Origin of the sequence: Streptomyces sp. NPDC001922, from assembly GCF_042891165.1 — a bacterium.
Classification (GTDB): domain Bacteria; phylum Actinomycetota; class Actinomycetes; order Streptomycetales; family Streptomycetaceae; genus Streptomyces.
On record NZ_JBIASV010000019.1, the window covers coordinates 15,522 to 41,748 of the forward strand.

The following is a 26,227-nucleotide window of genomic DNA, read 5'->3' on the forward strand; positions in this document are numbered from 1 at the left end:
CGCCGGGCCGGCCGGTTCCCGGCAGGGCGGCCCGCAGCCGTCGCCTGCCCCGGTTCCGCCCCCTTCCGTGGTGCGGCGGGGCGGCGTCGGCCGGTGGCCGGACCGTCCGGGAGAGCTGGTGCGGCCTCCTGGGCCGCACCAGGTGGTGGTCTGCGGCTCCGTCAGGTGGTGGCGTGCCGGGCACGGTCCGCGCCGGCCTCCATGGCGTGCTCGACGACGGAGATCAGGACCTCCTTGGCGGAGTCCCGGTCCCGTGCGTCGCAGAGGATCACCGGCACCTCCGGGTCGAGGTCGAGGGCCTCGCGCACCGTTTCGGCGGCGAACCGCTCGGCCCCGTCGAAGCAGTTGACGGCGAGCGTGAAGGGGATGTCGCGCCGCTCGAAGTAGTCCACCGCGGCGAAGCAGTCGCTGAGCCGGCGGGTGTCGGCGAGGACGACCGCGCCGAGGGCGCCCTGCGCGAGTTCGTCCCAGAGGAACCAGAACCGGTCCTGTCCCGGCGTGCCGAAGAGGTACAGGATGAGGTCCTCGCGGACCGAAATCCGGCCGAAGTCCATGGCCACGGTGGTGGTCCGCTTGGCTTCGACGCCCTCGGTGGAGTCCACCGGCCGGCCCGCCTCGGTCAGCAGTTCCTCGGTGCGCAGGGGTCTGATCTCGCTCACCGCGCCGACGAGTGTCGTTTTCCCGACCCCGAAGCCGCCCGCCACAAGGATCTTGAGGGTTACCGGATCGACGGCGGGCTTGCGGCGTCGCTGAGAGCGCCCGAAGACCATGGGATCTCTTCTCCCGGTGTGCGGCTGATGAGGGATGGAGGCCTCCCTGATCACAGGCAGTCAGCAAACGGTCGGCCTCGGCAAGGAACAGTACAACGGAGTCGTCGTGTACCTGCCCGGCGGTCTCGGGTCATTGCCCCTTGAAGGACTGCGGAGGCCCGTGAAGGGGTGCGGAGGCCCGTGAAGGGGTGCGGAGTCCCTGCCGGGGTGCGGAGGCCGTCCGTTCCGCGGACGAGGCGGGCGGCGCATGTCCCGGGGCCGGCCCAGGGCCCGGCCCTTCCGTCCGCTCCGGATACCGCGTGTCTCCCCGCCGGCCCGCCCTTCTCCCCCGCTCCGGCCGCCCCGCCGATTGGCCGGTCTGCGCACCCTGTTCTCGGCCACTTGAGGAAAACGCACGTCAGTCGCGTAATCCGCGATGGGGACGGAGCCCACCGAGGAGGCGGCCGTCCGAGCCAACGGGTAACAGGACATACGAGGGAGCCAGCATGCGCGCTGTCCGTGTCGCCGAGTTCGGTCCGCCGGAGGTCATGCGAGTGGAACACGTGGCGGACCCGGAGCCGGGATACGGCGAGGTGCTCGTCGATGTCGCCGCGGCCGGGGTCCAGTTCGTGGAGACGCTGGTGCGCGCCGGGAAGTCGGCCGCCGTTCCACGGCCCTACACGCCGGGGCGGGATGTCGCGGGGGTGGTGTGCATGGTCGGCGACGGGGTGGACGCGGGGCTGATCGGCAAGCGGGTCTCCGGCCAGACCGGGAACGCCGGCGGGTACGCGGAACGGGCGGTGCTGTCCCGCCGGGCCCTCCATGTGCTGCCGGACAGCGTGTCCACGGAGGACGCGGCCGGGCTGCTCGGCCAGGGGCTCACCGCGGCCGCGCTCATCGAGATCTCCCGGCTCCGGGAGGACGAGACGGTGCTGGTGGAGGCGGCGGCCGGCGGTGTGGGCAGTCTGCTGGTGCAGTTGGCCAAGGTCGCTCGGGCGACGGTGATCGGCGCCGCCCGGGGCGAGCACAAGCTGGAGCTGGTCCGGAAGCTGGGCGCGGATCACGCCGTGGACTACGGCAGGCCCGGATGGGTGCAGGAGGTGCGCAAGGCCGCGGGCGGGCGCGGGGTGAACGTCGTGCTGGACTCGGTCGGCGGGGAGATCGGCCGACAGGCGGTCGACACCCTCGCGCCCGGCGGACGGTTCGTCATCTACGGGATCGCGTCCGGCACGGGGACGGAGATCCCGGGCGGGCTGGCCTACGGCCGGGGGCTGACCGTCATCGGCTTCGGCGGGGCCAATCCGGGGGTGGATCCGCAACGCTTCCACGCGTTGCAGGCCGGTGTGCTGGCCGAGGCGGCGATCGGACGGGTGACCCCGGTGATCGGGCACCGGTTCCCGCTGGAGATGGCACCGGCCGCCCACACCGCGCTGGCGGGCCGCGACACCGTGGGCAAGGTGCTGCTCATCCCCTGAGGCGCCGCTGACGAACGGGGCAACGGGCTCGCCCCTGCCGGTGCGGGTGTCCGGCAGGGGCGAGCGGGGCACGCGGCTCCCACGGGGGCGGGAACGGTGCCGACGGGCCGGAATCCGCTCCCGAGGGGAAGTCGGGGAAGCGGCTCCGGAAGGCCGAGGGGTGGGCCGGCCGTTCGTCCCGGAGGTCAGGTGGCGTTGAGCGCCACCGTGGGGTGCAGCCGGGAGGCCCGTACCGCCGGGTAGAGGCCCGCGATCACCCCGATGACGAGGGTGGCGCCCAGACCGCCGGCCAGCGCCCACGGCGGTATCACCACGAGCCAGCCCTGGGCCCGGGCGAAGCCCCAGGTGGCGGCGGCGCCGAGCGCCGCTCCCGCCACCCCGCCGAGGGCCGACAGCAGCAGTGACTCGGTGAGGAACTGGGTACGGATGGCACCCCGGGTCGCGCCGATCGCCCGCCGCAGACCGATCTCCTGACGGCGTTCCAGCACCGAGATCACCATCGTGTTGGCCACGCCCACGCCACCGACCAGCAGGGCGACCGCCCCCAGGCCGAGCATCAGCGTGGTGAGCCCCTCGTCCGTGGTGGCCTTGGCGGCGAGTGCGTCGGAGGGCCGGGAGACACTGACCGAGCCCGGGTGGCCCGGATCGACCGAGCGGGCGAGGACGCCCTGCACGTCCTCCACCGAATCGTCCGAGGACCGCTCGAAGATGGTCGTGGGGTGTCCGTCGAAGCCGAGGTACTTCTCCGCCGCCGGGTATCCGACCAGCGCGACCCGGTCCAGGGCCGGCACCAGCTCGACCGGTTCGAGGATGCCGGTGACCACGAACCAGGTGTCCTTGATCATGATCTTCTCGCCGGGGCCGGTGACGCCGAGCCGGTCCGCGGCGACCGGGCCGAGGACGACCACCGGCAGCCGCTCGCCCGCCCGGTCCAGCCACCGGCCCTCCCCCATCCGGGCGCCCAGGGTGCGCAGCAGGTCGGGGCGGGCGGCCTGGGTGCCGACACCGGCGGCGTAGTCCAGGGGGACGGCATCGCTGCGCCGGACCTGGGCGCTGATCTGCCCGGTGGCGGTGGCCTGTTGCACCGGGCCGATCCGCTCGACCATCGCCACGGCGTTCCTGGGCAGCTTCGCCGGACCGCCGTCGGGTGCCTCGTTCGCCTCGGCGGTGAGGAGGTTGGTGCCGAGCCGGTCGAGCTGGGCCATGAGATGGGCACGGCTGGAGGTGGACAGCCCGACGACCGCCACCATGGTGGCGATCCCGATCGCGATGCCGAGTGCGGAGAGCACCACCCGGGCCCGCCGGGCGCGCAGGCCGACGGCCCCGGTCCGCAGGATGTCGGCGGCGGAGAGCCGGGAGGGCCTGAGGCTGCGGGAGCTCATGACGCGGGCACCTCCGGGGTCGGGTCGGGGTCGGTACACGGGGTGGGGTGGGCATCCGGATCCGGATCCGCGGCGGCAGCCGCTCCGGACGTCGTTCGGGAGTCGGAGACGATCTCGCCGTCGCGGAACCGGACGCGCCGGGGCAGCGAGTCGGCGATCTCGTTGTCATGGGTGATGACGCAGATGGTGGTTCCGGCGGCGTTCAGCTCGTGCAGCAGCTCCATGACGACCTCGCCGGAGGCGGTGTCGAGCGCGCCGGTCGGCTCGTCCGCCAGCAGCAGGTCGGGGTCGCCGACCAGGGCGCGGGCGATGGCGACCCGCTGCTTCTCGCCGCCGGAGAGCTCGTTGGGCCGGTGACTCAGCCGGTGGCCCAGCCGGACCCGTTCCAGGGCGCTGCGGGCGCGGGCGCGGCGCTCCTTCGCCGGCACCCCCGCGTAGAGGAGTCCGTCCGCCACGTTGTCGACCGCGTCCCGGCCGGGTGCCAGGTGGAAGTGCTGGAAGACGAAGCCGATGTGGCGGGCGCGGAGGGCGGAGAGCCTGGTGTCGGAGAGGCTCCCGATGTCGTACCCGGCGACCCGCACCTCGCCCTCGCTCACCCGGTCGAGGGTGCCGATGAGGTTCAGCAGGGTCGACTTGCCCGACCCGGACGGGCCGACGATGGCGACCAGTTCGCCCCGGTCCACCCGGAGGTCCACGCCGCGCAGGGCGTGGACGCCTCCGGGGTAGGACTTGCCGGCCCCGCGCAGCTCGATCACCGGGGTGGTGCTCACGGTCATGGCTTCGCCGTCCCCACGGTCAGGCCCTCCGCCAGGCCGTCGCCGGAGACCTCGATCCGGCCGTCGGCGGTCATGCCGGTCTCCACGCGCACCGTTCTCGTGGTCCGGCCGCGGACGACCTCCAGGCCGTAGCCGCCCTCCCGCAGGGCCACGACGGCCTCGACGGGCACGGTGAGGACGTCCTCGGCGCTCTCCTGGACGAAGGTGACGCTGAGGGTGCCCGACCGGCCTCCGGAGACCTCGTCCTTCTTGTCGAGTCCGATCTCCACTTGCAGGCCGTCGGCGCTCTCCTCGCCGGAGTCCCCTCCGGCTGCGGCGTCCTCCGGCCGGACCGTACCGGAGACCCGGCCCGTGATCCGCTTTCCGTCGGGCAGCTCGATCTCCGCCTTGGTGCCCTTCTTCGCCAGTTCCTGATCGGTCTCGTCGAGGCCGACGCGGACGACCGGCGTGCTCGAGGCGATGGTCAGCACCGGCTTCTCGGGGCCGACCCGGTCGGCGACGGCGGCGTCCGCGGAGACCACCCGCACCTGCCGCGACTGGAAGACGATGTCGCCCTGGCCGACCTTGCCGTCGGGGGCGCTGTTGCCGAGCGAGCGCTGCCAGGACTTGACGGCCGCCTTGGTGGCGTTGTCGTACTTGTTGTCGATGACGATGCCCGCTCCGAAGCCCAGATCACGGAGGTTGCGCTCCAGCTGGAGCACATCCGGGCCGAGGGTGCCCACCTTCATGCCGCGGAACATGGGCGTCGAGCCGTACATCAGGATGACGGGCCGGGCGTCGATCTCGTACAGCCGCTGTCCCGTCCGGACGGTTGCGCCCTTCTCCGCGGCCTTGGTGACCGTGCCCTCCACCGCGGCCTTGAGGGGACGGCGCCCGGCGTAGTCGAGCCGGCCGTCGAGGGTCTTGCTCTTGACCAGGTCCTCACGGGTGATCTCGGTGGTGGCCGGTGGCTTGCGGGGGTTCGCGGAGCTCGCGGAGGCCTCGCCGCCGCCGTCGCCCAGGAGCACCCAGCCGGACCCGCCCGCCGCCGCGACGGTCGCGGCGGCGAGCAGGATCCACACGGTGCTGCGCTTCACTGCTGCCCCGCAGCGGCGTCGATGAGCTTGCTCTCACACGCGGTGCGGGCCCGCTGGTACGAGGGCGAGTCCTGGTCGATCTCCGGGGAGACCGGGTTGGGGTCACCGCCGCCCTCGACATTGCCGGCGGAGTTCATCTTCGGGTTGGCGAACTTCGAGACGCCGTGGCTCCGCATGCACTGGGCGTGCGCGAGCATCGATTCGTAGACCTTCTGCTTGTCCACCTTCGGTTCGAGCTCCATGGCCTTCCGCATGGGGTCGGCGCAGTCCTTGGCCGCCGCCTGGTACTTCTTCTGGCCGTCCTGCTTCGAGGCGTCTTCCTGGATCTTCTCGATCCTCGGCCAGTCCGCGTAGCCGCTCAGCTTGGGGTCGGGCCACTCGGTCATGCCCTCCTTGCGCATGCACTGGGTGTACTTCAGCTGCGCGTCGTAGAACGCCGACTTGCCCGCCTTGCCGCCGCTCCCGGCCTTCCCGGAGCCCGAGCCGGAATCGGAGCCGGAATCGGAGCCGGCCGGAGCGTCACCGGCGGAGGCGACACCCTCGTTGCGGATGTCCTTCTCCCCACCGCCCCCGCAGGCCGACGAGAAGAGCATGACGGGGACGGCGATCACGGCCGCGAGGCGGAGGGAACGGGAGGTACGGGCTGTGGTCTGTGTGCTCATGGCCAGAACTCTCCAAGCGGCACATGGTGAGCACTCGATGGCCACATGATGAGAACGTAACAATGCCCGTCGCTCCCCTGACGACCTTCGGAACCCCCGTTGAACTGGGCAAACCCTCACGCATAATCGTTCGCATGCCCCATGTGCTGCTCATCGAGGACGACCGTTCCGTACGCGACGGGATGGAGCTGGTGCTGCGCCGCCACGGCCACCGGGTCGACGCGGCGGGCACCGGCGAGGAGGGCCTGGGCCTTCTCGCGCACCGGGACGGCGGCCGGATCGAGATCGTGGTGCTGGACCTGATGCTGCCCGGCCTGGACGGCTTCGAGGTGTGCCGGCGCATCCGCGCGCGGAGCACGATGCCGATCATCATGCTGACGGCGCGCGGCGACGATCTCGACGTGGTGAGCGGTCTGGAGGCGGGGGCGGACGACTATGTGGTCAAGCCCGTCACGGCACGGGTCCTGGAGGCCCGGATCCGGGCCGCGCTGCGGCGGGCGGAACCCGCGCCGCGGACCGACCCCGTGGAGACGTACGAGGGGCTGGTCATCGACCGGGCCGGGCTGACCGTCGCCAGGAACGGCACCACTCTGCGGCTGCCGCCCACCGAACTGCGGCTGCTGCTGGAGCTCTCGGCCGCCCCCGGCCGGGTCTTCAGCCGGGAGCAGCTGCTCGAACTCGTCTGGGAGCACGACTTCCTGGGGGACTCCCGGCTGGTCGACGCGGCGGTCGGCCGGCTGCGCGCCAAGATAGAGACCGTCGCCGCCAGGCCCCGGTACATCCAGACGGTGCGCGGCTTCGGCTACCGGTTCGGTCCGCTGTGAGCCCGCTGCTGCGGCGGCTGGTGCACGGGGTCGGCGGACTGCGCGGCCGGCTCGTGATCGCCTTTGTCCTCGTCGCCCTGATCAGCGCGGTCACCTCGACCGCGCTCGCCTACCGGGAGGCCCGCACCTCCGTCCTCGACCGCGCGCAGACGTCCGCCTTGCAGGACTTCCGCTCCCGCGTCGGCGACGTGGCCGCCGAGACCGACGTACCCCCCGACCGGGACTCGCTGACCCGGTTCGCCGGGGAGGTCTCCACCCGACTCCAGTCCGCGGTCGTCGTCGCCCGCTACCGCAACCTGGAGGTCACGTCCGACGCGCTCGCCGACCGCACCCGGATATCCAGCGGGCTGCGCTCCACCGTCCGGTCCACGAACCGGCTCGCCTTCCAGCGCGTGGAAGCGCGGGGGGAGCCCTGGCTGGTCATCGGTACTCCGGTCACCTTCGCCGAGAACGGCCTCTCCTCCGGTGTCGAGGTCTTCACGATCATGTCCCTCGCCGACGAGCAGGCGGACACCGAGGCGCTGCTGAGCACCGTGCGGGCCGGTGTCGTCCCGGTGGTGGGCCTCGCGGTCCTGCTGGCCCTGGCCGCCGCCGGCACCGTGCTGCGGCCGGTACGGAAACTGGGCCTCGCGACCCGCGACCTGGCCCACGGCGAGCTGGGGGCCCGGGTGGCGGTGAAGGGGCGGGACGAGCTCTCCCGCCTGGCACGGACCTTCAACGAGACGGCCGCCGCCCTGCAGTCGTCCGTCGCCGAGCTGCGCGACCAGGAGGCGAAGGCCAAGCGCTTCGTCGCCGATGTCTCCCATGAGCTGCGCACCCCGCTCGCCGCGATGACCATCGTCTCCAGCGTCCTCGACGAGGACGCCGAGCGGCTGCCCCCGGACACCACGCAGGCCGCCCGTGCGGTCAGCGCGGAGACCGCCAAACTGGCGCGGCTGGTGGACGACCTCATCGAGATCTCCCGCTTCGACGCCGGTGCCGCCGCTCTCAACCTCGGGGACACCGATGTGGGCGAGACGGTCCGGGCCACGCTGGCGGTGCGCGGCTGGACGGACACGGTGCAGGCCGAGCTGCCGACGGGGCTGCGGGCCCGCATCGACCGGCGCCGGATCGATGTCGTCGTCGCCAACCTGGTCGGCAACGCGCTGCGGCACGGCGCGCCCCCGGTCGCCGTCGTGCTGGCGGCGACGGCGGACGGGCTGACCGTCGAGGTCTCCGACCACGGCCCCGGCCTCCCTCCCGAGGTGCGCAGGCAGGTGTTCGACCGCTTCTACAAGGCCGACACGGCCCGTACCCGATCGGAAGGCAGCGGACTCGGCATGGCCATCGCTCTGGAGAACGCCCGGCTGCACGGCGGCACCCTCGAGGTCGGGGACCGGCCGGGCGGCGGCGCGCTGTTCACCCTGTGGCTGCCCACCCACCCCGCGGAGGACCCGGAATGAGCCGCACCGCCGCCTACACCCCGCGCCGGACCACCTCCGTCACGCGGCGCCGGATCGGTTCTCTCGCTCCCCTGCTGCTGGTGCTCGCGGGCTGCGGTATCCAGCCGACCGGTGTCATCGACGCGGGCGAACCCGCCACCGGCCTCACCCGGGGCATGCGGGTGTACTTCGCCTCCGATCAGGGCCTGCGCGGGGTCCCCCGTCCGGAGACCGAGCTGCGCAGCGTCGGGGATCCGTTGAAACTCCTCTCGGCGGGCCCGACGGAGGAGGAACAGCGGACCGGGCTGACCAATCTGGTGCCGCGGGACCTCGCGTACTCCGCGACGGCGGACGGCAGCCGGGTGGTGCTCTCGCTGGCGGAGACCGACGAGATCGACCCGAAGAGCATGGGGACCGGGCAGCTCGTCTGTTCGCTCGCCCGCGCGCAGTCGCTCCTCGACAAGCGGGTGCGCCCCGACGATGTCCAGGTCACGCTCCGGCCGGACAACGGCGCGCCGGTCGGACCGTACCGCTGCTCCCAGTTCCTCGGCGAGTGAACGGCCGGTGCCACGGCACCCGGCCTTCTGGTCACGCCTCTCGGCGGCCGTCATCATGGGCCGCACATCTGACGCATACCTGCCAATCATGAGATCGGGGTACCCGGTGCACAGGATCCACATCGGACCGGCGCTGATCGGCGCGCTGTTACTCGTCCTGGTGGCCGGCACGGTGGCGCCGGGCGCGGCGGCCGACTCGCCCGCGACCACGGCGACGACCGCGCGCGCGGATCCGGCGCCCGCCCCGCCCGCAGCCGACTGGACCCCGCCGCTGAGCACCCGGGGCCGCTGGATCGTGGACGCCGACGGCGACCGGTTCAAGCTGAAGTCGGGCAACTGGCACGGGGCGAGCGGCACCTGGAACGGCTCCGGCGACCCCGCCGACCCCGGCAACCACCACGCCGGGGAGAAGTCCGGCGGCGTTCCCCTCGGCCTGGACCGCGCCTCCCTGCGGGAGATCGTCCAAGGCTTCCGCGAACTCGGCCTGAACAGCGTGCGGCTGCCCTTCTCCAACGCCATGATCCACGAGCGGCAGCCCGTCCCGGACGATGCCGTGGCGGCCGAGCCGCGGCTGCGCGGCCGGACCCCGCTCCAGGTCTACGACGCGGTGGTCACCGCGCTGACCGACGCCGGTCTCGCGGTGATCCTGAACAACCACACCGGCACGACGCGCTGGTGCTGCGGGGTGGACGGCAACGAGCGGTGGAACTCCAGCCGTTCCACCGAGGCCTGGGAGGACGACTGGCTGTTCATGGTCCGCCGGTACCGGCACAACCCGCGGGTGGTGGGGGCCGATCTCTACAACGAGGTGCGCCGGGACGTCCTCGACGACCCCAACTGGGGGCTCGGCGACCGCCACGACTGGTTCCGCGCCTCCCAGCGGATGGGCGACCGCATCCTTGAGGAGGGCAACCCGGACCTGCTGGTGATCGTCGAGGGCATCAACTGGACGGGGATCCCGGTGGACGGGTTCGCCCACGGACGGCCCGCCCTGGAGCCGGTCGAGCGGCTGTCGCACACCCTCGTGCGGTCCGGGAAACTCGTCTACTCGGCCCACTTCTACGGTTACACGGGCCCCCGGCACAGCGGCGCCACCGGCCTCGGCGAGACCTCCGACCCCCGCTACCAGGATCTGAGCCGTGCGGAGCTGGCCGACGTGCTGCACCGGCAGGCGTTCTACGTCAGCGCCGGACGGGACCGGCACTTCACCGCCCCCGTCTGGATCAGCGAGTTCGGGGTCGGGGGCCGGGAGGAGACCGGCGAGAAGCCACGGGCCTGGTTCCGGGCCTTCGTCGACCTCCTCGTCGAGGCGGACGCCGACTTCGCCTACTGGCCGCTGGTGGGCCATCACCAGAACCGCCGGGGCAACGGCTGGGCCCTGCTGCACTGGGATGCGGCGGGCCGCCGGATGGGCCTGTTCGACGGTGACGACTGGCGCGCCGGGCCGTGGAAGCACCTGATCGGCACAGAGGGCCGGACCGGCCGGATCGCCCCCGTGGACCGCTGGTCGATGCTCAGCCCGGACCACGGCGACTTCGACCAGTCGCTGCGGATGCGCGCGGCGGGCGACTGGGACCGCGGGGCGCGCAAGGCGGCGTGCCCGGACGGCCAGCGGCTCATCGGGCTGAGCCACACCGGCGCCCGGGGCCTGTGCACGGACACCGCCGCGCGCGACGGTGCTCCCGCGGACGGCGGGTACGAGGTGGTCCGCGACGAACGCCATGTCGAGCCGGGCGGGGACTGGGCCACCGGATACACCAAACTCCAGTGCCCGAAGGGACATTGGCTGACGGGTTACAGCGTCCGTGGCGCGACGGTGTCCGCGGCACTGTGCACGGCGGCGGGCGCCCGGCCGGGGAACGGCCGCACCGTGTGGTTCGACCGCGGCGACAACCGTCCGGCGGACGCCGCGGGCGGGGAGTTCGCGCACGGCCGGTACAAGGGCCAGTGCGGATCCGGGGAGTACGCGGCCGGGATCGCGTTCACCACCCGCGTGGGGTCCCGGGGGACGCCGGACGCGCTGCTGTGCCGGCCGCTGCGCTGACGTCCGGACCGGGAGGAGGTCCCACCGAGGGACGTCCGGACATCGGCGCTGCGCGCCGTCGTCACCGGAGGAGGCCACGACGCCGGCGGCGTCGTGGCCTCCTCCAGGTCTGCGGCGGCCGGTCCCGGCCGGGACCGGCTGCCGCAGGCGACGGGACGTGCTCAGAGCGCCCGGAGACCGGTGATCACCTCGCGCAGGATCTCCTCGTCGGGGAGGTCCGCGGGAGGCACCGGACGGGAGATCCGCACCAGATCGGCGTCGATCAGGTCGCCGATGAACACCCGGACCACCCCGACCGGGAGGTCGAGTCCGGTCGCCAGCTCCGCGACGGACTGCGGTTCCTCGCGGCACCGGTCGACGATGTCGAGGTGTTCGGGCGACAGTGTCCGGTCCGCGGCCTCGGCCGACGCGCTGCCGTCCGGGTCCTGCGCGCTGCTCTGCACGACCACCACGGCGATCAGGTCCAGGTCATCGGTCCCGCCGCGGGTCCGGCCGCGGGTCATGGCGTAGGGCCGGACGACCGGTCCCGCCGCGTCGTCGAACCACCGTGCCGCGTCCTGACTCTCTCCGTTCATGAGACCCCCCGTCTCCACTCAAGACGTCCCGTCACCCTCCGGCGCCGGGACCGGACCTCGGCGCGCTGCCCAGGTGCACGCCCACGCGCTTCACCATCAGTGTCATCTCGTACGCCACCTGGCCGACGTCGGAGTCGGCGTCGGCCAGCACCGCCAGGCAGCTGCCGTCCCCGGCGGCGGTGACGAACAGGAACGCGTCGTCCAGCTCCACCACGGTCTGCCGCACCCGGCCCGCGTCGAAGTGGCGGCCCACGCCCTTGGCGAGGCTGTGGAAGCCGGACGCGACCGCGGCCAGGTGCTCGCCGTCCTCGCGGGTCAGGTCCTGCGACGAGCCGGTGGCCAGGCCGTCACTGGACAGCACCAGCGCCTTGCGGATGCTGCGCACGCGTCCGACGAGTTCGTCGAGAAGCCAGTTGAGCTCACCTGCCCCGCCGCTCGAACCGTTGTGTGCCGTGGCGTTCGGTGCGGTCATCGACCGTCTCCCTCAGTTCTCGTTCCTGGTGCTGCGTCCTCGGCGGGGGCCGTGTACTCGCCGTTCTGCGCACGGCCCCGCTGCCACCCCCGCTGAAGCGAGGCCATCCTGGCCCTCACTTCCTCGGCGTCCCGCTCGGGTTCGGTTCCGGCGGGCGCGTCGTCCTTGCTGCCCCGCGGCGGCGGGACGGTCCTGAGCTGCGGGGCGAGGCTGGCCTGCCGCACCCTGCGGGGCAGTCCCCCTCCGGCCTGCCCGGCACCGTCCGCCGTCTCGGGGCGCGTCCTCTCCTCCGGCCGGGCGGTCCCGCGCTCTCCCCGCCCCTCCACCCGCCGGCCACGGTCGGAGACCAGGACGGGTGAGCGGCGGCGGGGCAGGGGGGCCCGGTCGTGCTGCGGCTCCGCGGACCGGCCGGGGGCGGCCCGGTGGTCGTCGGGGCCGCTGTCGTGGGCCTGCTGGTGCTCCTCCTCGGCGGCCGGGCCCCGGTGGAAGGCCAGCCCTTCCTCGTCCTCCTCCAGGGACCCCAGCGGCGCCTCGAGTTCGACCGGTCCGTCGAGGACCGGCGTCTGACCCCGCCGGGCCGGCGGCAGCGACACCGGGGCCGTGGCCAGCGCCACCACCCGGCTGCCCGCCGACTCCCGGTCGCCCGTCCGGCCGGCCGCGTCCGGGCCGCCGTCCCCGGCCGGGTCGGTGAGGAGCGGGGCGGGGATGAAGACGACGGCGGTGGTGCCGCCGTACGGAGAGGTCTGCAGCGACACCCGGACCCCCTGGCGGCGGGCGAGCCGGCTGACCACGAACAGGCCGAGCCGGTCGGTGTCGGAGAGCTCGAACTCGGGGGTCTCGGCGAGCCGCAGATTGGCGTCGAGCAGCGCTTCGGCGGTCATCCCGAGGCCACGGTCGTGGATCTCCAGCGTGAAGCCGTTCGCCACCCGCTCCCCGTGCACCTGGACCGCGGTGTGCGGCGGCGAGAACACCGTGGCGTTCTCCAGGAGTTCGGCCACCAGGTGGGTGAGGTCGGCGACGGCGGTCCCGGTGACGGCGAGCCGCGGCAGCCGCCGCACCTCGACGCGTTCGTAGTCCTCCACCTCGGCGACGGCCGCGCGGACGACGTCCATCAGCTGGACGGGCTTGCGCCACTGCCGGGACGGCGCCGCCCCGGAGAGGATCACCAGGCCCTCGGCGTGCCGCCGCATCCGGGTGGTGAGGTGGTCGAGCCGGAAGAGGTCGGCCAGCTCGTCGGTGTCCTCGGTGCGGCGTTCCATGGTGTCGAGGAGACTGAGCTGCCGGTGCAGCAGGACCTGGCTGCGGCGGGCCAGGTTGACGAAGACCTCGGAGACGCCGCGGCGCAGCTCCGCCTGCTTGACGGCGGCCTCCACGGCGGCCCGCTGGAGGGTGTTGAGGGCCTGGCCGACCTGACCCGTCTCGTCGGGGCCGTACTCCAGGCGGGGCGCCTCGGTCTCCACGTCGATCTGCTCCCCGGCGGCCAGCCGGCGCATCACGCTCGGCAGCCGTACGCCGGAGGCCTCGTGGGCCTCCTTGCGCAGCCGGGTCAGGTCGCGGACCAGGCCGCGGCCGATGCGGACGGAGACGACGAGGGAGACCAGGACGGCGGCGAATCCCAGGACGCCCGCGACACCGGCCTTGACGAGCACGCCGATGGCGACGGGTTCGACCCGGTCCTGATAGCGGTGTCCGGCGGCGGTGTTCATCCGGTCGAGGTCCGCGAGGACCGTGCCGACGGCGGCCTGCCAGCGTGCGGCGTCAGTGGTGTCCAGGGCCGCCCGGCCGGGCCCCGCGGAGAGGATCCGCTCCTCGGCGGACCGCAGATCGACGGTGTCGGGGCTGTTCCAGTACTTCGCGTAGACGGCGCTCTCCTCGGCGGGGAGCACCGGCAGGCTGGTGGAGTACAGCAGCTTGCGGTCGGCGACCCGGTCGGAGAAGAGCCGCAGGTCGTGGCGGCTGAGATGCCCGGCGGCCAGCGCGGAGGCGAACAGCGCGTCCTCGCGGGAGACCGCCTCGCGGGCGCGGGTGACGCCGATCAGCGCGCGGGCCTGCTTGTCCATCTGGACGTCCTCGAGCGCGTGCACGGCCGCGAGGAAGTCGTAGGTGGGGTCGATCAGCGCGTTGTACGCGGCGAACGCGTAGTTGCGGGAGACCGTGCCCTCCTCGACCTTGCGGCGCAGGGAGTCGAGGCCGTCCAGGCCGTCCAGGAGGGTGGTGAGCTGCTCGTCCGCCTGTCCGTCGTCGTGCATCTCCTGGTCGGCGGCGCTGGCGCGCAGCCGCTCCACGACGGCGTCGGTGGCGCGTTCCCGGCGGTGCAGCCGGGCGAGCCCGTCCGAGCTGCGGGGGTCGGCGAGGTGGACCAGGGCCTGCCGGCGCTCGTCCTGGAGCATGTGGACGGTGTTCTCGGCCGGATAGCCGACCGACTCGACGAGTGCGGCGAAGTCCAGCAGCCGCTGCGCCTCCCGGCCGGTGATGACCACGGCGAAGGACCAGATGGAGGTGAGGGACACCAGCGGTACCAGAAGCAGCCCCACGATCTTCCTGCGGATGGACTTCCCGCGAAAGCGCATGGCCTCCCCTATGTCAACCCCGGTTCGCGGGGGTGGTGTTCCGTCAATAAACGGCGCGAGCCTACTACTGGACGGGGACAACTCGAAGACCAGTCCGTACGCCCATGGCTGTACGCGCAGGCGTTGCGTCCGCAGTTGTCCGGGCGATTCCCGGACATCACCTCCCTCGCTGTGGCTCACGCCACCCAGGGGGATCGCCACAGTTCGACCGGGTATTTGGCTGAAAAGTTCCGCCTCGGTGGAACCTCCCGCCTCCGGCGTTCGTGATCCTGAGTGGGGATGGGACGGGATTTCCCGATCACCCCGCTTTTCGAACGGCGCCTGCCGGGCACCCGCCCCGGAGCCGGGGAACCTCGCACCCGGCCGTCGAGCAGTCCGCCACGTGGGGGGAGTGAAGGTCAGATGGACACCCAACGACGTCGCCCAGCGTCCGCGCACACCGCCGAGCCCTCCGGTGAGGCACCGCATCGCACCACTGCCGCCGAGACCCGTCAGGACGGCGGCCACCGTCCGCTGTGGACGGTGGAGTCAGCGCCCCGGCCCCGGCTCCCCGATCCGGTCCGGACATCCGCGGTGCGGGCGGTCATCATCGGCTCGGTCACCCTGATTCTGGCCATGATCGCGTTTCTGTGCACCCTGGCCGGGTCGTGGTTCGCCTTCCCCGCCGTGCTCGCCACGGTGGGCGGCACCGTCGTCGCCACCTGGAGCGTCGTCGATGTCTGGGTGACCCGGCAGGTGTGGAACCAGCGGTACGGCGTGGTCTCCGCGCCCAGCAGCACGGCACGGGCACTGCGGCGCGAGCGGCGCCGTGCCCGGCGCGCGGCCCGCACGGCCGCCAGGTCCCGGTCCCGGCCCGCCGACCGGCGGCGGCTCTCGCAGGCCTGATCCATCCCCTCACCGGGCGCGAACGTGTAGGTTCGGAAACGGACGGTGCACACGGCAACGGCCGTGACCGCACCGTCCGTTCGGATGACACGGGTCGGACCACACAGCGGGGGGTGCGCCGTCCATGGCCTTGCGGGAACCGGCAGTCCAACGGCTCGAAGGAGCGCTCACCGATCCGGGGTTCTCCTGGACCCTGTGCATGGTGGGCGAGGACCAGTCCCAGAAGTTCTCCCAGTTGACGGGTGAACTGCGGGCACCGTTCTCGCGCACGGGCGACGGGAAGCGCATCTCCTCCGGCTTCTCGTACTGGGGCGTGGAGTCGACCGTGGCGTGGGTGCACGCCTGTTCCGACCTCTTCTATCCGGTGATGCGGGAGAGCATCGAGTCCTTCACCCGCCGGTGGCAGCGGATCGGCACCGCGCTGGAGGGACAGCGCTTCCACTACGTGAGCCTGGGCACCGGTACCGGGCACAAGGACCACGCCGTGCTGGAGCGGCTGCGCCGCGGCCATCCCGAACTCCGCTACATACCCGTGGACGTCAGCCCGGAGATGCTGCGGCTCGGCCAGCGGGAGGCGCTGCGCAATCTGGACATCCCGGCGGGCAGCGTGGTCCCCGTCCAGCTCGACTTCTCCTCCGCCCGGAACGTCCTGGGGCTGCGCCGGCTGGTGGAGCGGCTGGTGGGCGACGAGCCGGTGGTCTACTCACTCCTCGGCAACACCCTCGCCAACTTCGAGGACGACACCGCGCTGCTGGCCCTGCTGATGGGGCAGTTGCTGCGCCCGCAGGACCGCTTCATGCTGGAAGTGGCCAGCACCGAGCAGCTGGACGAGGCCGGCGCCCGGGCGGCGGCGCGCGAGTACCGGGCGAGCCCGCGCTTCGGCGAGTTCGTGACCAGCGCCGTCATGCAGTACACGGACCTGCGGATCGACATGGACAGCGTGTCCTTCGGGGCGGTCGTGGAGGAGGACCGTGCCCTGCTGGTGAAGGTGGTCTACCGGAACCGCACGGGCGGCCAGGTGCGGCTCACCCTCCCGGACCGCAGCAGCGTCGAGTTCCCGGACGAGGACACCATCCGGTTGCTGATCACCCGGAAGTACTCACCGGCCGGGCTGGAGAAGATGCTCGCGGACGCCGGGGCCGTGGAGGTGGGGCGCACCCGCTCCGGGTTCAACGCGGCGATCGGGGAGCCGAGGTTCGGGATGGATCTGGTGCTGCTCCAGGCCGGTTCTCCGCCCGCCCCGAACGGATCGCACCGGCCGCCCGCCCCGAACCCGTTCGGCTGACCGTGGCGCTCCGTCCGATGCGGCGGTCCGGCTGGTCGGTGCTGACCTTCGGCGCGCTCGCGCTCGCCCTGGGCGTCTGCGTGAGCTGGCTGGCCGCCGCGCCGTTCCGGCAGAAGTGGGAGCCGCTGATCCAGACGCTGGCACTGGTGGCAGCCATCAGCGGGGTGTTCGCCGAGCGCCGGGCGGCGGCCCAGGAGCGGGAGCGGCAGGCCCTGGACGCCGTCACCGACGAACTGGTGAAGAACACCGGGATCCTGGCCGACCCGCGGTTCGGGCCGCTCGACCCCGCGCGTCCGGTGCACCGGGTCTTCCCGCGCCCGGTGCTCTCGGCGACGGATGCGGCGCTGGTGTCGGGGGTGCTGGCCGAACCCGGCCACAGCGAGCTGGTGGGCCTGCTGCACGAGTGGCGCGACACCGTCCACGAGCTCAACCGCCGGCTGGACCTCGCCGAGCTGCGGAGCTTCGTCGTGGAGGCCAACAGCGCCGAACTGCTGCGCGTGGACCGCGACCTGCGCCGGGAGAACGGCCATCTGCACCGGGCCCGGGCCATCCGGGACCGGATCGAGGAGCTGCTGCGGCGCCGGTACGGGCGGGAGGACGGCGTGGCCGAGCGCCTGCGGGAGCTGCGCGCTGCGTCCGGCGCCGAGGAGTGAACCGGCGCCGGACGGAGCGGCCTCACTCCGCCGCCGTCTCCTGAGCCGCAGGTGCCTTCCGGGCAGCCGTTGCCTCCTGGGCCGGCGCAGTCTCCTGGACCTCGGGTGGCTCCTGGGCCGACGCTGTCTCCTGGGCCGGTGCTGTCTCCTGGGCCGGCGGGCGCTTGTACATCCGGGTCGCGGTGATCTCCCCGTGCACCGTCTCCTCCCCCGCGTTCTGCTGCGGCAGACCGGGACGCAGGTGCTCCTCCACGCTGATGTACTTCAGCCCGGCCCGCAGGTCCGCGTCGTTCCGCAGCCGGATGACGAGCGGGAACTCGGCGAGGGCCGTGGTGTCGAACAGGCCCGTGGTGTAGAGCAGCTGGACCCCGAGCGCGTCGGCCACGGCCCGCTGGAGCTCCAGCAGGTAGGTGGCGTTGGCCCGGCCGATCGGGTTGTCCAGGAACAGCGTGCCCGCGTGCCGGTGCCGGTCCCGCCCGCGGTCGTTGCTGCGCAGCGCCGCCATGGTGCAGTACAGGGCGATGGCCGCGGTGAGCAGCTGTCCGCCGGAGAACACGTCGCCCATCTGCCCCACCGGCACCCGCTCGGCGCGCAGCACCGCGTCGGGCTTGAGGATCTCGACGGCGATGCCGCGGGGCTGCAGTGCCGCGGCGACCCCGCGCAGCAGCAGCGACATGCCGTCCCGGCGCAGGTCGGAGTTCTTCCGCACGGCGGCCCGGGTCGCCTCGTCGATGACCTCGCCGAGCCTCTCGGTGAGCGTGGCGTGGTCCGGGTCGTCGAACCGGATGCGCAGGAACTCCTGGCCCGACCACTCCCCCAGGCCCTCCGGGAGCCGGGAGAGCCGCTGGGCGGAGCGGAGCGTGGCCAGCGAGGACTCCACGAGCCCGCGGAGCCGGTCGACGATGCTGTCGCGGTTGCGCTCCAGCTGCTCCAGCTCGTCGGTGAGGACCCGCAGCCGGGGCGCGAACGCGTCGGCCCAGGCCGCCGCGTGCTCGGGGAGCGCGGAGGCCGGCAGCTCCCGGATCTGCTGCCGGGCCGGGGTCCGGACCTGTTCGTAGCGGCTGGAGTTGGCGTGCCGGACCAGGACGTCCGAGGCCTCCCGCACGGTCGACTCGGCGGCCGAGAGATCGGTGGCGCAGCCGCGCAGCGAGCGGCGGGCCTCGGCGGCGGCCTGCCGGGCCTCGTCGAGCCCGCCGGGGTACGCCTCGGGCTCCTGCTCGGCGCCGTCCCCCTGGTCGGCGGTGGGCACCGGGTCGCGAAGCAGGTCCCGCAGCAGCGCGGCGGTCTCCTCGAAGCCGCCGGCGGCGTCCTCGGCCGTCCGGTGGGCGTGCAGCAGTTCGGTGTGCCGGGCCCGGGCCGTCTCCCAGGCGTCGGTACGGGCGGCGAGTTCGCCGGTGGCGGTGCGCAGCAGGGTCTGGGCCTGCTCGGCGTCGGCCGGCACCAGCTCCTCGGGCAGCTCGGTGTGGGCCTCCCCGTCCTCGGGCGCGAGGCGTTCGGCGTCGCCCCGCAGCCGGCCCAGCTGCTCACTGGCGGACGAGGCCCGCGACTCCAGCTTCTGGACGAGCGACTCGGCGCGGGCCGCGGCGGCCTGGCGGGAGGGGCCGTCGGCCCCGTCGGTGCCCTCCAGGAGCTGGGCGGCGCGGTTGCGCACCTTGTTGGTGAGCCGGTCGAGTTCGGCGCGGGCGGCGCTCTCGTCGCTCTCGGCCCGGGCCTGCTCGGCGCGGAGGTCGGCGCCGACACCGACCTTCTCGTAGAGCTGCGAGGCCGCGCGGTACGCCTCGCGCAGCGCGGGCAGCGCGGCCCGGGACTGCGCGGTGTCCTCGCCGATGTCGTCGGGGGCGCCCGCGATCTCGGCCCGCTCGGCGCGCAGGGCGCGGGCGGTGCGCCGGGCGTCGTCGGCGGCGCGCTGGGCGGCGCGGCGGTCCTCGTCCGCCGCCCGGGCCCGGTCCAGACAGGCGGTGGCCCGGGCCTCGGACTCGGCCGCCTCCTCGGTGAGTTCGCGGACCCGGCTCTGCCAGCCGGCCCGCTCCCGGAGCCGGTGTGCCAGCCCGGCGAGGATGTCGGCGGCGCGGCGGGCGCGCTGGGCGGCCTCCTGCCGTTCGTCCCGGGCCCGGGCCGCCTCGGCGGCGGCCTCGTCGGCTTCGGTACGGGCCGCCCGGGCCGTGGCCAGCCCCTGGCGCGCGGTGTCGGCGGCCTCCCGTGCGGTGCGGGCGGCGTCGGCGAGTTCGGCGAGCCGGCCGGCCGGGCAGCCGGTGCGCCAGGAGACGATCCGGGCGGCCAGGGCGCGGTCGCCGGAGAGCCGGGCGGCGAGCTGCCGGATCTCCTCCTCGCGGGCCGTCGCGCGGGCCCGCAGCGCCTGCCGTTCGTCGTCGGCGGCGCGCTCGTCGTGCATGGCCGGGTTGGGCGGGACGAGGAACACCTCGGAGCCGCTGTCCGCGCCGGGTGCGGGGGCGGGCGCCAGCAGGGCGGCCGCGGTGCCGACGGCGACGGTGGACCGGGGCAGCAGCGCCGCCCCGGCGAGCACGTCGCGGGCGCGGGCGTGGGTGGCGGGGTCGGTGATGACGACGCCGTCGACGAGTTCGGGGCGGGCCGCGACCACGGTGGCGTGGTCGGCCGGGTCGACGGCCTGGGCGAGGTAGCGCCAGCCGGGGAGCGCCGGAATGCCGTGTTCGCCGAGGAACTCCACCGCCGCCAGGACGTCGGGCCCCGGCGGGAGCAGCCCGCCGTCGCCGAGCGCCCCGAGGATCCGGGCGTCGTCCGCGGCGGCGGTGCGCAGGTCGAAGAGCTGCCGCTCGGCGGAGGCGATGTTCTCCTCCAGCATCTCGCGGAGGCCGTCGGCGCCGCGGTCCACGTCCTCGGCGGTGAGCGGACCGGCCGTGGCTCCGGCGTCGCCGGACTCCGCGGCACCGGCCGACGGGTCCGCCGCGGCACCCGGATGCGCCTCCCCGGGGGCGGGTGTGCTCCGGCGGGGCCGGGGGATGCCGGGCACCGAGACGTGCGGCAGGCTGAGCAGTTCGGCCAGCCGCGGGTCGGCGCCGATGGACTCCGCCTGGCGGCGCTCGGCGTCGTAGCGGGACTCGGCGGCCTGCGCGGCGTCCACGGCGCGGGCGGCGGCGAGTTCGGCGCGGGACTCCGCGGCCGCGGTGTCCTTGGCCCGCTCGGCGGTGCTCCCGGCGGTCGCGCGGGCCGTCTCCCAGGCGGCGACCGCGGTCTTCTCGGCATCGCTGGCGGCGAGCGCGGCCCGGGCCGGGTCGGCGTCCGGCGTGGTGTCGTCGAGCCAGCCCGCCCGGACGGCCTCCGCGGTCTCCTGTTCGACCTCGGCGAGCCGCTGGCGCAGGTGCTCGGTCTCGCTGCGGGCACGCTGGGCCCCGGTGGCGGCGGCCGTGGCGTCGCGGTGTGCCGCCTCTCCCGCCTCCTGGAGGGCGGCGGAGCGCTCTTCTTCCTCCTGGGCGAGCCGTTCGCCGTCCTCCGCGGCGGCCTGCAGGGCGCGTACCAGGTCGGCGGCGGCCGTCGCGCGGGCGGCGAGCGCGGGCGCGGCGTCCCGCTCGGCCTCCCGGATCGCGACGGCGACCCGGGCGGAGCGGTCGGCGGCGGCCCGGTGGCGGAGCACCGCCTCGGCGGCCTGCCAGGCGGAGAGCAGGGTACGGGCGTCGCCGAGCTCGCGGCGCTGGGCAGCCGCGGCCTTCTCCGCGGCGGACAGGGCCAGCGAGGCGTGCCGGTAGGCGAGTTCGGCCCCGATGAGCGAACTGTGGGCGCGGGCCTCCTCGGCGTCCGCGACGGTCTGCGCCGCGTCGGTGACCTGCCGGGTGAGGTCCGCGGCGCGGCCCCGCTCCAGGCGGGCCCGGACGGACAGCCGGCGGGCGAGCGTCCGGGTGCGGCGCTCCGCGCCGGTGTGCACCTCGCGGGCCCGCTCGCGTTCCGCGGTGGCGTCGACGATGCGGCCGAGCAGGTCCACGGAACCGGCGGTGAAGTCACGTTCGGCCATCAGCTCGGCACGCCGGCCGAGCTTGTGCGCGAAGCCGTGGACGAGGTCGGCGAGCCCGTCGGTGTCGCGGGTGTCGGTGACGGCGCGCAGCAGCAGATCGGTGAAGTCCGAGTCGTTCTTGACGGCGAAGAGGCCCGCCGCCTCGCCCTCGTCGGCGTTCATCTCCCGCTGGTAGCGGAAGAGTTCCGGGTCGAGGCCGAGGTCACCGAGGTGCTCGTTCCAGCGTTCGTGGATCTCCTCCCAGACGACGTCCAGGTTGGGGTACGCCTTGCCGGCCTCGGTGACGGCGTCCCGGAAGCCCTTCATCGTGCGCCGCCGGCCCCGGGCCCCGGAGGCGCCCTCGGCCGGGGCGCGCACCGTCGCGGACTCCGCGACCGGCAGCGAGTCCAGGCTCATCCCGGGGCCGGGCCGGAAGGAGTACCAGGCCTCGGCGAACTTCCGGGGGTCGTTCGAGACCTGGCGGCCCCGCCACTCGCTGACCTTGCCGACGACCACGGACTCGCCGGTGACCGTGTGCTGCCACTCCAGGGCGACGTGCCCGCAGTCGTCCGCCAGCAGGAACTTCCGCAGCACACCGGAGCTCGCGCCGCCGAGGGTGTTGCGGTGGCCGGGCAGCATGACCGAGAAGATGAGCTTGAGGAGGACGGACTTGCCGCCGCCGTTCTCCAGGAAGAGCACGCCCGCGGGGGCCGGGCGGCGCGGCGGGCCGGTGGGCTCGTCCTCGAAGAAGTCCGCCTGGGTGGGTGCCGGGCGGCTCACCGGCTCGCCGACACCGCGCAGGTCGAGCACGGTGTCGGCGTAGCGCGCACCGGCAGGCCCGATGGAGTAGAGGCGGACCCGGGACAGCTCGTACATGGCGGACTCTCGTTGGTGTGCTGGTGGGTGGTGGGGTGGCGTGGAGCGGTCAGGAGTGGAACGGCAGGCCCGCGTCGGCCGCCAGGTCGAGGTCGTCGGTGTCGTCCGGCGGGAGCAGGGTGGCGGTGCCGTCGCTCAGCGGGACCACACCGAGCTCCAGGAGTTCGGCCATGGCGGCGCTGCCCGCGAGGTCGCGGACCTGCAACTGGTAGCGGGCGGTGGTGCGGTAGGCGCCGCCGGCGTCGTCCCCGGTGCGCTGCAGGAAGCCCGAGTCGGTGAGGAAGGCGACGGCCTTGCCGACGATGCCGGTGGTCGAACCGGCGAGCCGGCGCGCGTCCTTGGTGGCCCCGGTGGCGCTGCGCCGGGCGTAGACGCGCCAGGCGGCCTCCAGGCCGGGGGCGCCGCTGGTGGGGTCGGTGTTCTCGCCCTGCTCGTCGGCGCGCTCCTCGAGCCGGCGGCAGGCCTGGCGGACGAAGGCCTCGACCCCGTTGACGGTGATCCGGCCGATGTAGCCGTCGTCGGCGAGGTCCTCGGGGCGGGGAAAGGCCATGGCGGCGACCGCGAGATGCGCGAGCCCGTGCAGGAACCGGTCGGCGGAGTCCGAGGACGCGCGGCGGGCGTAGTCGCCCATGCGGACCGCGAAGACGGAGTCCTCGGCGGCGGCCACGGCCATGCCGGCGCGGGTGGACACCTCCAGGACCACCAGCCCCAGCCCGGTGGCGACGGCGTCGGCGAGCCGCGCGAAGGCCGGGTCGTCGCGGTGCCGGCGCAGCAGCTCGGTGTAGTCGGCGTCGCGGGCGGGCTGCAGCTTGGGCTGCAGCCCGAAGGCGACGAGCCGCGCGGCGTCGGCGGCATCGGCCGGGGTGCATCCGGACGCGGGTGCGCGGGCCGCGGAGGGCGCCTGCGCCCCGGCGGGCGGGGACCCCTCGGCTGCGGCCTCCGTGCCACGGGTGAAGTCGGCTCCGGCCTTGGCGGGTTCGCCGGGCGGGCCGCCGTCGGGGCGGTACGTGGTCACGGCTGCTGCTCCTTGCGGTGGGCGGCGGGGTCGGGGGACGGGACGGTCACGCCGCCTCCGTACGGTCCGCGGCCATCCCGGCCGCGTCGAGGAGGGCGGTGCCGACGATGAGGTCGGCGCCGCCGAACTCCGGGTCGTCGAGGTCGGTGCCGTCGTCGACGGCGAACAGCAGCCGCTGCTCGCCCTGCCGGTAGGCGGTGCCGACCGGGGGGCTGGCGGCGTGCACGGCGAGCAGCGCCACGAGGTACGGGAGTTCGGGGTCCCGGCGGCGGGCGTCGGCGAGCAGCCCGGAGAGGCGCCGCGGGGCGTCGGCCGGGAGGTCGAGGAGTTCCATGGCCCGGGCGAGCTGCTCCTCGCTGAACCGGCTGTCGTCGGGCGTCGCGACCAGGTCGGGCTCCGGCATCTCGGCGCCCAGGTGGTCGCGTTCGACGGGCGGGGTGAACAGCAGGTCCACCAGGTCGCCGAGGCGTACGGCCGACGGGGTGCGCAGACCGGTTCCCCGGGCGAAGAAGGCGTCGGTGACCCGGGTCGCCCGCTCGACCGCCAGGGGCAGCACGGGGGCCACCAGCTGCCCGTAGAGGTCGAGGCCGGCGCGGGCCGCGGGGGCGGCGAACGCCTGCCGGTCCTGCTCGGCGCGGAACAGCGGCCCGGCCTCCAGCAGCCTCGACTGGAGCTGGGTGTGGCGGCGGATGCAGTCCTTGACGATGTCCACCAGCTCGGCGGCCCGGCGCTTGTGCTCCGGCTCCTCCGCTTCGTCGCGGGCACGGCGGATGTTGGTGAGGATGGCGTTCTCGTGACGGTAGCGGTCCGCGACGTGGTCGAGCGCCTCGGCGATCATGTCGGGGACGGTGCGCAGCCAGTCGACGGCGCGGACGTTGCGCCGGGTGGCGTCGAGGGTCCGGCGGAGCGTCTCGGCGTACTGGACCGTGCGGTAGCGGGCCTGTTCGGCGGCGAGTTGCGCGTCGGCGAGCCGGCCGCGGCTGATCAGCACCTCCAGCTTCACCTCGGCGGCGATCTGGGCGCTGGTCACATCGGTGTCGAGGGCGCCGACCAGGACGTTGACGGCTTCGTCGGTGGTGCGCAGGTACACGCTGCCGCCGGGCCCGGGCACCTCCTCGACCAGCTTGAAGTCGTAGTCGCGCCGGACGTAGGCGCCGTCCGGGCCGAACGTGCCGTAGACGGCGCGGAATCCGCGGTCCACGCTGCCGACGTTGATGAGGTTCTCCAGCACCCAGCGGGCGACCCGCTCGTGCTCGCCCGCGGGACGCTCCGGTGCCTGGGCCGCGACCCGCGGCAGCAGCCTGGCCACTATCTGCTCGTGGTCGGCACCGGTGTCGAAGTCCATGTTGAGCGTGACGAGATCGATGGCGGCGAGTGCGACCTCGGCCATCGCGTAGACCGTGTACGCCCCGGCGAGGTTGGCCTTGCGCACGTCGAGGTCGTGCAGCGGCGCGGTGCAGGCGAGCGCGCGCAGCCGCCGGGCCAGCCCCTCGTCGGCGGCGGGCCCCGGGGCAGCACGGGTCCCCGCGCTGAGCTGGGACGGAGCGAGTTCCGAGGCGTGCGAAGTCACGACGGACAGAGTAGATCCTCGGACCGACAACGACCGAAACGGCGCGGATGGGGCGGGCCCGTTCGCGCTGCCGGTGCGGCCCGTTGGGGTTACCCGATCCCACCAAAGGTCACCATGAAACAGCACATCTTATGCAGAGTCGATCAGTTCACGGGCGAAGCGGGACACCTTCCGGTTGCGGGCCGCACGGCCGTGACGCCGGGGACGGAACGGCTCACGCGGCGGCGCCCCGGGGCCACGGCCGGGTGGCCGCCGTCAGGACCTCGGCACCGTGCGCGGCGAGGAACGCCTCGACGGCCGGTGCCCAGCCGAACCGTTCGGCGCGGGCCCGGGCCGCCGCCCGCCGCGCCGCCTCCGGCCGGGCCAGCAGCGCCCGCGCCGCGTCGGCGAACGCCGCGCCGTCACCGGCCGCGACCGCCCCGCCCGCACCGACGATCGCGGGGAGCGCGGAACCGGCGTGCGCCACCACCGGAGTACCGCAGGCCAGCGCTTCCAGCGCGGCGAGACCGAAGGTCTCCACGGGGCCGGGGGCGAGGCAGAGGTCGGCGGTGGCCTGGAGCGCGGCCACCTCATCGGGGTCGGCGAGATGGCCGAGGAAGGTGACGGGGAGCCGTTCCGCGCGGGCTCGTTCGGCCAGCCGGGAGCGCAGCGGGCCGTCCCCGGCGACCACCAGGACGGCCGGTTCCCCGCGGCGGCGGAGAGCGGCGAGCGCGTCCAGCGCCGTCCCCGCCCCCTTCTCGACGGACAGCCGGGAGCAGAGGGCGAGCAGCGTCTCGCCGGGGGCTGCCCAGCGGGCGCGCAGCGCGGCTCCGCCGAGGCCGGGCCGGCGCCGGTCGAGGTCGACCCCCAAAGGAGCGCGTACGACATTACGGGCGCCGATCCTGGTGAACTCGCGCTCCGCCCACGCGGTGGTGCAGACGACCCGCGAATAGGACAGCGCGGTGCGCCGGTTGAGCCGGTCCGCCACCTTCCGTGCCGCGCCGTCCGGAACGCCCCAGGTGCCCAGAACGCCGTCCACCGACTCGTGGGAGACCATCACGGCGGGGACGCGGGCACGCCGGGCCCACTCCCCCGTCCAGCGCAGGGTGGTGCGGTCCGACACCTCCAGCCGGTCGGGGGCGAGGCTCTCCAGCAGCCGGGCGGTCCGGCGGCGGTCGGCCAGCACCCGGTAGCCCCCGGTGGCCGGGAGCGGGGTGCCCGGAAGCGTGATCACCCGCCCCTGGCCGGTCCGTTCGTCGCGGCAGGACTCACCGGGGACGACCAGGACGGGCTCATGCCCCGCCGCCCGGTAGCCCGCGCCCAGTTCGGCCAGTGCGGTGCGCAGTCCGCCGGAGGAGGGGGTGACGAAGTTGGCCAGCCGGACGATCCGCAGCGGCCCCTCACGTGTCATGGCGCC

At 74.2% G+C, this 26,227-nt stretch carries 20 protein-coding genes; 8 read left to right on the forward strand and 12 right to left on the reverse strand.

All coding sequences use genetic code 11. The features are described 5' to 3' along the window. Window positions 1-161 precede the first annotated feature (161 nt). Entirely contained in the window at window positions 162-770 is a 609-nt protein-coding gene (locus ACFYYR_RS29530; RefSeq protein ID WP_388860228.1) for an ATP/GTP-binding protein, read from the reverse strand. 485 nt (window positions 771-1,255) lie between these two features. Here ACFYYR_RS29530 and ACFYYR_RS29535 point away from each other — a divergent pair, with 485 nt between their 5' ends. After that, window positions 1,256-2,224, forward strand: coding sequence for a zinc-binding dehydrogenase (locus tag ACFYYR_RS29535; protein WP_351506854.1), 969 nt, complete (start codon window positions 1,256-1,258; stop codon window positions 2,222-2,224). A gap of 185 nt (window positions 2,225-2,409) precedes the next feature. Here the strand turns inward: ACFYYR_RS29535 and ACFYYR_RS29540 are convergent, their stop codons facing one another. From ACFYYR_RS29540 to ACFYYR_RS29555, 4 genes are read right to left on the reverse strand one after another with little or no spacing between them, the layout of a single operon-like run. Further along, window positions 2,410-3,606 carry an ABC transporter permease gene (locus ACFYYR_RS29540; protein WP_388860231.1) on the reverse strand — a complete coding sequence of 399 codons (1,197 nt, stop codon included), beginning with the start codon at window positions 3,604-3,606 and terminating at the stop codon, window positions 2,410-2,412. Beyond that, window positions 3,603-4,382 (reverse strand): ABC transporter ATP-binding protein, encoded by a 780-nt coding sequence (locus ACFYYR_RS29545; RefSeq protein ID WP_388860234.1) that lies wholly within the window; start codon window positions 4,380-4,382, stop codon window positions 3,603-3,605. The genes ACFYYR_RS29540 and ACFYYR_RS29545 overlap by 4 nt, the downstream gene beginning before the upstream one ends. Then, a complete protein-coding gene (locus ACFYYR_RS29550) occupies window positions 4,379-5,458 on the reverse strand; it encodes an efflux RND transporter periplasmic adaptor subunit (RefSeq protein WP_388860237.1) in 1,080 nt (359 codons plus the stop codon). The genes ACFYYR_RS29545 and ACFYYR_RS29550 overlap by 4 nt, the downstream gene beginning before the upstream one ends. Further along, window positions 5,455-6,120: a hypothetical protein gene (locus ACFYYR_RS29555; protein ID WP_388860240.1), complete on the reverse strand. Its 666-nt coding sequence runs from the start codon at window positions 6,118-6,120 to the stop codon at window positions 5,455-5,457. The genes ACFYYR_RS29550 and ACFYYR_RS29555 overlap by 4 nt, the downstream gene beginning before the upstream one ends. Before the next feature lie 134 nt (window positions 6,121-6,254). Here ACFYYR_RS29555 and ACFYYR_RS29560 point away from each other — a divergent pair, with 134 nt between their 5' ends. From ACFYYR_RS29560 to ACFYYR_RS29575, 4 genes are all read left to right on the forward strand, one after another. Then, on the forward strand, window positions 6,255-6,944 hold the full coding sequence (locus tag ACFYYR_RS29560) for a response regulator (protein ID WP_388860243.1): 690 nt from the start codon (window positions 6,255-6,257) through the stop codon (window positions 6,942-6,944). Next, window positions 6,941-8,386, forward strand: coding sequence for an ATP-binding protein (locus ACFYYR_RS29565; RefSeq protein ID WP_388860246.1), 1,446 nt, complete (start codon window positions 6,941-6,943; stop codon window positions 8,384-8,386). The genes ACFYYR_RS29560 and ACFYYR_RS29565 overlap by 4 nt, the downstream gene beginning before the upstream one ends. Next, a complete protein-coding gene (locus ACFYYR_RS29570) occupies window positions 8,383-8,922 on the forward strand; it encodes a hypothetical protein (RefSeq protein WP_388860249.1) in 540 nt (179 codons plus the stop codon). The genes ACFYYR_RS29565 and ACFYYR_RS29570 overlap by 4 nt, the downstream gene beginning before the upstream one ends. Window positions 8,923-9,010: 88 nt before the next feature. Next, entirely contained in the window at window positions 9,011-10,966 is a 1,956-nt protein-coding gene (locus ACFYYR_RS29575; RefSeq protein WP_388860252.1) for a glycoside hydrolase family 5 protein, read from the forward strand. Between the two features lie 161 nt (window positions 10,967-11,127). On the opposite strand, the gene ACFYYR_RS29580 is transcribed toward ACFYYR_RS29575, so the two are convergent. From ACFYYR_RS29580 to ACFYYR_RS29590, 3 genes are read right to left on the reverse strand one after another with little or no spacing between them, the layout of a single operon-like run. Continuing rightward, complete coding sequence (locus ACFYYR_RS29580; protein WP_388860255.1) at window positions 11,128-11,541, reverse strand: DUF742 domain-containing protein; 414 nt, start codon at window positions 11,539-11,541, stop codon at window positions 11,128-11,130. Window positions 11,542-11,572: 31 nt separating this feature from the next. Next, on the reverse strand, window positions 11,573-12,013 hold the full coding sequence (locus ACFYYR_RS29585; RefSeq protein WP_351506873.1) for a roadblock/LC7 domain-containing protein: 441 nt from the start codon (window positions 12,011-12,013) through the stop codon (window positions 11,573-11,575). Next, window positions 12,010-14,583, reverse strand: coding sequence for a nitrate- and nitrite sensing domain-containing protein (locus ACFYYR_RS29590; protein ID WP_388860259.1), 2,574 nt, complete (start codon window positions 14,581-14,583; stop codon window positions 12,010-12,012). Before ACFYYR_RS29590 ends, ACFYYR_RS29585 begins: the two co-directional genes overlap by 4 nt. 402 nt (window positions 14,584-14,985) lie before the next feature. Between ACFYYR_RS29590 and ACFYYR_RS29595 the strand changes: the two genes are divergently transcribed. The 3 genes from ACFYYR_RS29595 to ACFYYR_RS29605 all read left to right on the forward strand — a co-directional run bounded on the left by ACFYYR_RS29595 (window position 14,986) and on the right by ACFYYR_RS29605 (window position 17,406). Further along, window positions 14,986-15,468: a hypothetical protein gene (locus ACFYYR_RS29595; RefSeq protein ID WP_388860262.1), complete on the forward strand. Its 483-nt coding sequence runs from the start codon at window positions 14,986-14,988 to the stop codon at window positions 15,466-15,468. 124 nt (window positions 15,469-15,592) lie between these two features. After that, a complete protein-coding gene (locus tag ACFYYR_RS29600; RefSeq protein WP_388860265.1) occupies window positions 15,593-16,753 on the forward strand; it encodes an L-histidine N(alpha)-methyltransferase in 1,161 nt (386 codons plus the stop codon). A gap of 2 nt (window positions 16,754-16,755) precedes the next feature. Then, entirely contained in the window at window positions 16,756-17,406 is a 651-nt protein-coding gene (locus tag ACFYYR_RS29605; RefSeq protein ID WP_388860268.1) for a hypothetical protein, read from the forward strand. 22 nt (window positions 17,407-17,428) lie between these two features. On the opposite strand, the gene ACFYYR_RS29610 is transcribed toward ACFYYR_RS29605, so the two are convergent. The 4 genes from ACFYYR_RS29610 to ACFYYR_RS29625 form a co-directional block, all read right to left on the reverse strand. Further along, window positions 17,429-22,246: a hypothetical protein gene (locus tag ACFYYR_RS29610; protein WP_388860271.1), complete on the reverse strand. Its 4,818-nt coding sequence runs from the start codon at window positions 22,244-22,246 to the stop codon at window positions 17,429-17,431. A gap of 49 nt (window positions 22,247-22,295) precedes the next feature. Beyond that, the gene (locus ACFYYR_RS29615) at window positions 22,296-23,261 is read right to left on the reverse strand and encodes a hypothetical protein (RefSeq protein WP_388860274.1); all 966 of its coding nucleotides are present in this window, start codon (window positions 23,259-23,261) and stop codon (window positions 22,296-22,298) included. Window positions 23,262-23,307: 46 nt separating this feature from the next. Next, on the reverse strand, window positions 23,308-24,831 hold the full coding sequence (locus tag ACFYYR_RS29620; protein ID WP_351506886.1) for a hypothetical protein: 1,524 nt from the start codon (window positions 24,829-24,831) through the stop codon (window positions 23,308-23,310). Between the two features lie 214 nt (window positions 24,832-25,045). Next, window positions 25,046-26,221 carry a glycosyltransferase gene (locus tag ACFYYR_RS29625; protein WP_388860277.1) on the reverse strand — a complete coding sequence of 392 codons (1,176 nt, stop codon included), beginning with the start codon at window positions 26,219-26,221 and terminating at the stop codon, window positions 25,046-25,048. Window positions 26,222-26,227: the final 6 nt, after the last annotated feature.